Raw genomic sequence first — 6,216 nt, 5'->3', positions numbered from 1 at the left:
ACGAGCTGTTCATGCGGGTGACGCTGACCTTCGGCTACATGGAGCAGCCGAACATCCCGCGCGCGCTGGCGATCTGCCGCAAGCAGGGCTGGAAGTTCGACATCATGACGACCTCGTTCTTCCTGTCACGGCGTTCGCTCAAGGCCTCGCCCAATTCCGGCATGCCGGTGTGGCAGGATCGGCTGTTCATCGGCCTGGCGCGCACGGCGGCCGATGCGACGGAGTATTTCCAAATCCCGACCGGGCGCGTGGTCGAGATCGGCACGCAGGTGGCGATCTAGGACATGTCCTGGCGGATCGGCGAATGGACTGTGCTTCACGGCACAGTCCATGTCACTCCGCTTCAACCGGCCAGCGCGGCCTTGTTTGCCTCGAGGAACTGCTTCAGCGTCTTCGACTTCCGGCCGGAAAGCGTCTCGACCGCGTCCGTCACCATGGCGATGCGGCCGGAACGCGTGTTGGCGTCGAACGACACGATGATGCGGGCAAAGTCCTCGGGAACGCCAGCCGCCTTCACGCCCTCGGTCAGGGCTTCATCCGGAACCTGCACGACATCTAGCGGCTTGCCGGTGACCTCGCTTACCAGGGCCGCAATCTCCGCGGTGGTGTAGGCCTGCGGGCCGGTCAAGGTGTAAGTCTTGCTTTCGTTCGAAACGGTAACGAGGCCGGCGGCAATCGCTGCCGCCATGTCGTCGCGCGCACCGTGCGCCATGCGGCCGTCGCCGGCGGACGTATACCAGTGTCCCGAGGCAATGGCCTGCGGCAGGGCCATGAACAGGTTCTCCTGGTACCAGCCGTTGCGGAAGATCGTGTAAGGGATGCCGCTCGCCTTGATCGCCTGCTCGGTGCCGTAGTGATCATTGGCAAACAGCACCGGCGAAACCGGTTCTGGATTAGGCATCGAGGTGTAGAGAAGGTGGGAAACGCCGGCCTTCTTCCCGGCGGCAACCGCGTTCTCGTGTTGCCTCAGGCGCTTGCCGTGAAGCAGGTCGATCTCGCCGGTCGAGATGATCAGCACCCTGTCGGCGCCCTTGAACGCAGACTCCAACGATAGTGTGTCGTCGAAGTCAGCCGCCCTTGTGATGACGCCTCGGGCCGCCAGGCCGGCGAGGTTTTCCGGATTGCGGGTGGTGGCGATGATCCGTGCCGCTGGAACCTTGAACGTGTCCAGCAGATGGTTGATGACGCCGCGGCCGAGCTGGCCGGAAGCGCCGGTGACGAGAAGGGTTTCGGTCATGGAAGATCCTGACATTGCGCCGCTAAGGCGGCTCGAGTGGCAGTCTCAAAAAGAGACCAGCACTAAAATAGGAATTGACCCTGGGCCGTAAAGAAGGCAGTTTTTCGGGAGGTAGGCAGGCGCAGGGAACCAGCGGTGGACAGCAAGATCGTCAATCTGAGATCGAAGATGGAGGTCTACAAGGCGATCTCCGGCGGCGGCAATTTTGCAAATTGTCCAGTCCGCGATGTCATCCAGGGGGTGAGCGGCAAATGGAGCTCGCTGCTGATGATGGCGCTGGCCGAAAAGCCCTATCGGTTTGGCGAATTGCGGCGGCTGGTGCCCGATATCTCACAGCGCATGCTGACGCAGACGCTCCATGATTTGCAGCGTGACGGCTATGTGCATCGCGAAGTGTTCCCGACCAAGCCGCCGAGCGTCGAATACAGCCTGACCGATCTCGGGCATTCGATGTTCGGCGCCTTGCATCAGCTGATCCTATGGGCCGAACTCAATCATGACGCGGTGCGCGACGCGCGTTCCGGCTTTGATGCCATGCAGGCTTGAACGGCAGTTAAAACCCGCGGCTTGATTTCGTCGGGCGGCTGAAGGATTGTCCCGGCCAGTTCGGCTTGGGGGCATTGGCATTTCCTACGACATAGCAATTGCCGGCGCCGGGCCGGCGGGATTGGCCATGGCGCTCTATCTCAAGCGTGCCGGGCATCGGGTCACGGTCTTCGAGCGCTTCGATGAGCCGAAGCCGGTCGGCTCCGGGCTGATTCTGCAGCCGACAGGGCTGACGGTCCTGGCCGATCTTGGCCTGCTTGACGACATACTCGCGCTGGGCAGCCGTATCGACCGCCTGCATGGCGCCGATGCTTCCACGGGCCGTACGGTGCTCGATGTCCGCTACGATGCGCAACGCGGTGGCCGCTTCGGGCTGGCGGTGCACCGGGCGGCCTTGTTCGGCGTGCTTTTCCGCGCCGCGCAGCGCGAGGCGATCGCCATCGAGACCGGCGTCGAGATCGAGGCTCTGGAGACCGGCGAACGGGCGACGCTGATATGCGGCAACCGACGAAGGGCAGGGCCGTTCGACCTCGTCATCGACGCCAGCGGTTCGCGCTCGAAACTGCGCCGCGCGAGCGCTCCAGGCGAGCCAAGAGCACTCACCTATGGCGCGTTCTGGGCCTCGCTTGGTTGGCGCGGCGACGGTTTCGATGAGCATGCGCTGCTGCAACGCTACGACAAAGCGAGCGTGATGATCGGCGTGCTGCCGGTCGGCCGGCCGCAGCCGGGCGCTGAAAAGATGGCGGCCTTCTTCTGGAGCCTGAAGCCGTCGGATGCCGATGAGGTGCGCGTCCGCGGCCTGAACGCCTGGAAGGAAAGGGTGGTCCGGCTGTGGCCACAGAGCGAGGCGTTCACCAGCCAGATCGACAGTTTCGACCAGCTCTCGCTGGCCCGCTACGGCCACCACACGATGAAGCTCCCGGCCGGTAGGCGATTGGCCGTCATCGGCGACGCGGCGCATTCCACCAGTCCGCAACTCGGGCAAGGGGCGAACATGGCGCTGCTCGACGCGGCGGCGCTCAGCCATGCGCTGGTGCGGACAACGAGTGTCGACGCAGCACTGGAGGCCTATGCGAAGGCGCGGCGCTGGCATGTCCGCATCTTCCAGGCGCTGTCGCTGGCATTCACGCCGTTCTACCAGTCGGATTCGGTGGCGCTGCCCTTCATCCGCGACAGGCTGGTGGCGACGGTGGCAAAAATCCCGCCGGCGCCGCAGTTTCTCGCCTCGATGGTGGCCGGTACGATGATCGATCCGTTCAAGCGGATTGGGCTGACCGAGGCGCGGTGGCTGGATCGTTTTGCCGGATGAGGCCTGAAAGGTGCGATCCCTTCGCTTGCAGGAAAGCATGCAGGCGCTGCGGATAGTCCGGCGCCACGGCTTGCCTGATCGACGGGCGTTCACTCAACGCCTTGCGCCAGGCTCGGACGAGCGGTTTGCCGTCCAGAATGCCGAAATCACCGATGTGGTCGAAGACATCGAGATAGCGGAAGACCGGACCGTAAACGGCGTCGACCAGCGAAAAGTGGTTGCTGGCGAACCAGGGTCCGCCGGGCTCGTCCGCCAGCTCGGCTTCGAGGCGATCGAACATGGCGGACAGCGCGCTGGATTCGGCAAGGAAGCCAGCCTCGATCGAGGCTGAATAGAACCGGCCGATGGCGTTGAGGGTTGCCGAACCGAACTCGATCCAGGCGCGATGACGGGCGCGGGCATAGGGATCGACAGGGTGGAGGGGATTGGCCTGCGTCTCTTCGAGGAATTCCAGGATGACCGCTGACTCGAAGACCACCGTTTCCTCGCCATTTCGCTGCACGCGCAGCAGCGGCACCTTGCCGAGCGGCGAGATCGCCTTGAACCAGTCCGGCTTGTTGGCGAGGTCGATATCGATGCGCTCGAACGGCACGCCCTTTTCGGCCAGCGAAATCGCGGCGCGCTGCACATAGGGGCAGAGGTGATGGCTGACGAGAATGAGCTTGTCGGCGCGTGTGCAGGTTTCGTGTTTCATCGGATCGGCTTTCCAGGGTTAATGCAATTGCATCTATATAGATGCACATGCATCGACCGTCAAGCTTGATGCAATTGCATCTATCGTCTAGGAATGCGCCATGACCGAGAAAGCCACGCCTTCGCCCGAAGCCATCAAGGCCTGGGCTCGCCTGATGCGCGTTTCGCGCCAGCTGATGGAAAGCGCCGAAGAGGCGTTGAAGGCCGCCGGCCTGCCGCCGCTTGCCTGGTACGACGTGCTGCATGAGCTCGCCGAGGCGGGTGAGGGCGGGCTGCGGCCGTTCCAGCTCATCGAGCGCACGCTGTTCGCGCAATACAACATCTCTCGGCTTCTGGCCCGGCTCGAGGCCGATGGGCTCGTCGAGAAACTGCCGGTGGCCGATGACGGCCGTGGCCAGACCATCCGCATCACCGCCAGCGGGCGAGAGACACGCCGCCAGATGTGGGCTGTCTACGGACGCTCGATTGCGGAACTGGTAGGCGCCAAATTGTCGGCGGATGAGCTGACCATGGTCTCGGCATTGCTTGGACGGCTGCGTCAACCGCCGGCCGGCGACTAGGCGAGGCTTGTCGCGCGCGGCAACGCTCATCCACTTGCAGATATTTTGCTCTCGTCCTCTTGCGTGCGGCCTTGGAATGCGCAATATGCCGAACCGTAACGTACGGTACGGATTGCCGAGTGATCGGTGGCCTGCCTTTCGAGAGAAGAGCGTTTTGCACATCTTGCCCGATATGGACACCAGCGAAGCGCTGACAGAACGGCAGAAGGCCGTCCTCGACGCGGCGTTGCGGCTGCTGGTCGAGGAGGGCGATCATCTGACCATGACCGCCGTGGCGCGCCGCGCTAGCTGCTCCAAGGAAACGCTCTACAAATGGTTCGGCGACCGTGACGGGCTGCTGACGGCGACGGTGCAGTGGCAGGCCTCGAAAGTGCGGGTGGCGCCGGTTGACGGCAAGGGGCTCGATCTTGCCTCGCTGACCGCAAGCCTCGAACGCTTTGCCTCGGACTGGCTTAAGGTGATCTCCAGCGACACCTCGATCGCCCTCAACCGGGTGGCGGTCAGCCATGCGGGCTCGGGTAAGGACAATCTCGGCGCCGTCGTGCTTGAGAACGGCCGCTTCGCATTGGCCAAACGGTTGAAGCCGGTGCTTGAGGCCGGCCGACGGACCGGGCTTTTGGATTTCACGGATGCCGAGACGGCGTTCCGCACCTTTTTCGGGCTGGTCGCCCGCGACGTGCAGATCCGTCTGCTGCTTGGCGACCGGCTGGAATTGACTGAGGCGGCGATCGGCGGCGATGCCGCGCGCGCGACGCAGCAGTTTCTCGCTCTTCATGGAGCAACAACCGGCCGCAAGGCCCTCTGATTTGTAAAAACGGGAAGGAAGACAAAATGCGCGTCTATTACGATCGTGATGCCGATCTCAATCTGATCAAGGGCAAGAAGGTCGCCATCATCGGCTATGGCAGCCAAGGCAGGGCGCATGCGCTCAACCTCAAGGATTCCGGCGCCAAGGAGATCGCCATCGGCCTCAAGGCCGGCTCGGCGACCGCCAAGAAGGTCGAGGCCGACGGGCTCAAGGTGATGAGCGTGGCGGACGCCGCCAAATGGGCCGACCTGATGATGATGGCAACGCCGGACGAACTGCAGGCCGACATCTACAAAAACGAGATCGCGCCGAACATCCGCGACGGTGCCGCAATCGCCTTCGCGCACGGCCTCAACGTGCATTTCGGCCTGATCGAGCCGAAGTCGACGGTCGACGTCGTCATGATCGCGCCGAAGGGTCCCGGCCACACGGTGCGCGGCGAATACCAGAAGGGCGGCGGCGTGCCGTGCCTGGTCGCCGTCAACCAGGACGCTTCGGGCAATGCGCTCGACCTGGCGCTGTCCTACGCCTGCGGCGTCGGCGGCGGCCGTTCGGGCATCATCGAGACCAATTTCCGCGAGGAATGCGAGACCGACCTGTTCGGCGAGCAGGTCGTGCTGTGCGGCGGTCTGGTCGAGTTGATCCGGGCCGGTTTCGAGACGCTGGTGGAAGCCGGCTACGCGCCTGAGATGGCCTATTTCGAGTGCCTGCACGAGGTCAAGCTGATCGTCGACCTGATCTATGAAGGCGGCATCGCCAACATGAACTACTCGATCTCGAACACCGCCGAATGGGGCGAATATGTCTCCGGTCCGCGCATCATCACCGCCGAGACCAAGGCCGAGATGAAGCGCGTGCTGAAGGACATCCAGACGGGAAAATTCACCTCGGAGTGGATGCAGGAATACCGCGCTGGCATGTCCCGCTTCAAAGGCATCCGCCGCAACAATGACAGCCACCAGATCGAGGAAGTCGGCGCCAAGCTGCGCGCGATGATGCCCTGGATTTCCAAGAACAAGCTGGTCGACAAGGCCAAGAATTGAGCGAAATCCACAAGCGCTCG

The 6,216-nt window shown here is 63.3% G+C and carries 8 protein-coding genes; 6 read left to right on the top strand and 2 right to left on the bottom strand.

Translation table 11 applies throughout. The features are described 5' to 3' along the window. A partial coding sequence (locus NKJ37_RS26055) for a KUP/HAK/KT family potassium transporter (RefSeq protein ID WP_502895379.1) occupies positions 1-281 on the top strand: 281 nt, incomplete at its 5' end. A gap of 62 nt (positions 282-343) precedes the next feature. Here NKJ37_RS26055 and NKJ37_RS26050 read toward each other — a convergent pair. Continuing rightward, positions 344-1,237 carry an SDR family oxidoreductase gene (locus tag NKJ37_RS26050; RefSeq protein ID WP_128304440.1) on the bottom strand — a complete coding sequence of 298 codons (894 nt, stop codon included), beginning with the start codon at positions 1,235-1,237 and terminating at the stop codon, positions 344-346. Positions 1,238-1,372: 135 nt separating this feature from the next. On the opposite strand from NKJ37_RS26050, the gene NKJ37_RS26045 reads away from it, so the two are divergent. Both NKJ37_RS26045 and NKJ37_RS26040 read left to right on the top strand, forming a co-directional pair. After that, positions 1,373-1,783 carry a winged helix-turn-helix transcriptional regulator gene (locus NKJ37_RS26045; RefSeq protein ID WP_127293162.1) on the top strand — a complete coding sequence of 137 codons (411 nt, stop codon included), beginning with the start codon at positions 1,373-1,375 and terminating at the stop codon, positions 1,781-1,783. 46 nt (positions 1,784-1,829) lie between these two features. Continuing rightward, positions 1,830-3,092, top strand: coding sequence for an FAD-dependent oxidoreductase (locus NKJ37_RS26040; RefSeq protein WP_352439804.1), 1,263 nt, complete (start codon positions 1,830-1,832; stop codon positions 3,090-3,092). On the opposite strand, the gene NKJ37_RS26035 is transcribed toward NKJ37_RS26040, so the two are convergent. Continuing rightward, entirely contained in the window at positions 3,040-3,786 is a 747-nt protein-coding gene (locus tag NKJ37_RS26035; RefSeq protein WP_352439805.1) for a glutathione S-transferase family protein, read from the bottom strand. The genes NKJ37_RS26040 and NKJ37_RS26035 overlap by 53 nt on opposite strands. A 100-nt stretch (positions 3,787-3,886) precedes the next feature. Between NKJ37_RS26035 and NKJ37_RS26030 the strand changes: the two genes are divergently transcribed. The 3 genes from NKJ37_RS26030 to ilvC all read left to right on the top strand — a co-directional run bounded on the left by NKJ37_RS26030 (position 3,887) and on the right by ilvC (position 6,196). Then, entirely contained in the window at positions 3,887-4,345 is a 459-nt protein-coding gene (locus NKJ37_RS26030; protein WP_352439806.1) for a MarR family winged helix-turn-helix transcriptional regulator, read from the top strand. A 172-nt stretch (positions 4,346-4,517) separates the two neighbouring features. Beyond that, positions 4,518-5,150, top strand: a complete 633-nt coding sequence (locus NKJ37_RS26025; RefSeq protein ID WP_352439973.1) for a TetR/AcrR family transcriptional regulator — start codon at positions 4,518-4,520, stop codon at positions 5,148-5,150. A 26-nt stretch (positions 5,151-5,176) separates the two neighbouring features. Beyond that, a complete protein-coding gene (gene ilvC / locus NKJ37_RS26020; protein ID WP_013531065.1) occupies positions 5,177-6,196 on the top strand; it encodes a ketol-acid reductoisomerase in 1,020 nt (339 codons plus the stop codon). The last annotated feature ends 20 nt before the right edge of the window (positions 6,197-6,216 follow it).

This window comes from Mesorhizobium sp. M0140 (genome assembly GCF_040322475.1).
Classification (GTDB): Bacteria; Pseudomonadota; Alphaproteobacteria; order Rhizobiales; family Rhizobiaceae; genus Mesorhizobium.
The sequence above is the reverse complement of the archived record's forward strand: the minus strand, read 5'-3'. Positions and strand labels throughout refer to the sequence as shown.

Bases quoted from the DNA above. Each gene is read 5' to 3' on its own strand.
- NKJ37_RS26050 (WP_128304440.1), bottom strand. From the start codon at position 1,237: ATGACCGAAACCCTTCTCGTCACCGGCGCTTCCGGCCAGCTCGGCCGC.
- NKJ37_RS26035 (WP_352439805.1), bottom strand. From the start codon at position 3,786: ATGAAACACGAAACCTGCACACGCGCCGACAAGCTCATTCTCGTCAGC.
- NKJ37_RS26030 (WP_352439806.1), top strand. From the start codon at position 3,887: ATGACCGAGAAAGCCACGCCTTCGCCCGAAGCCATCAAGGCCTGGGCT.
- NKJ37_RS26025 (WP_352439973.1), top strand. From the start codon at position 4,518: ATGGACACCAGCGAAGCGCTGACAGAACGGCAGAAGGCCGTCCTCGAC.
- ilvC (WP_013531065.1), top strand. From the start codon at position 5,177: ATGCGCGTCTATTACGATCGTGATGCCGATCTCAATCTGATCAAGGGC.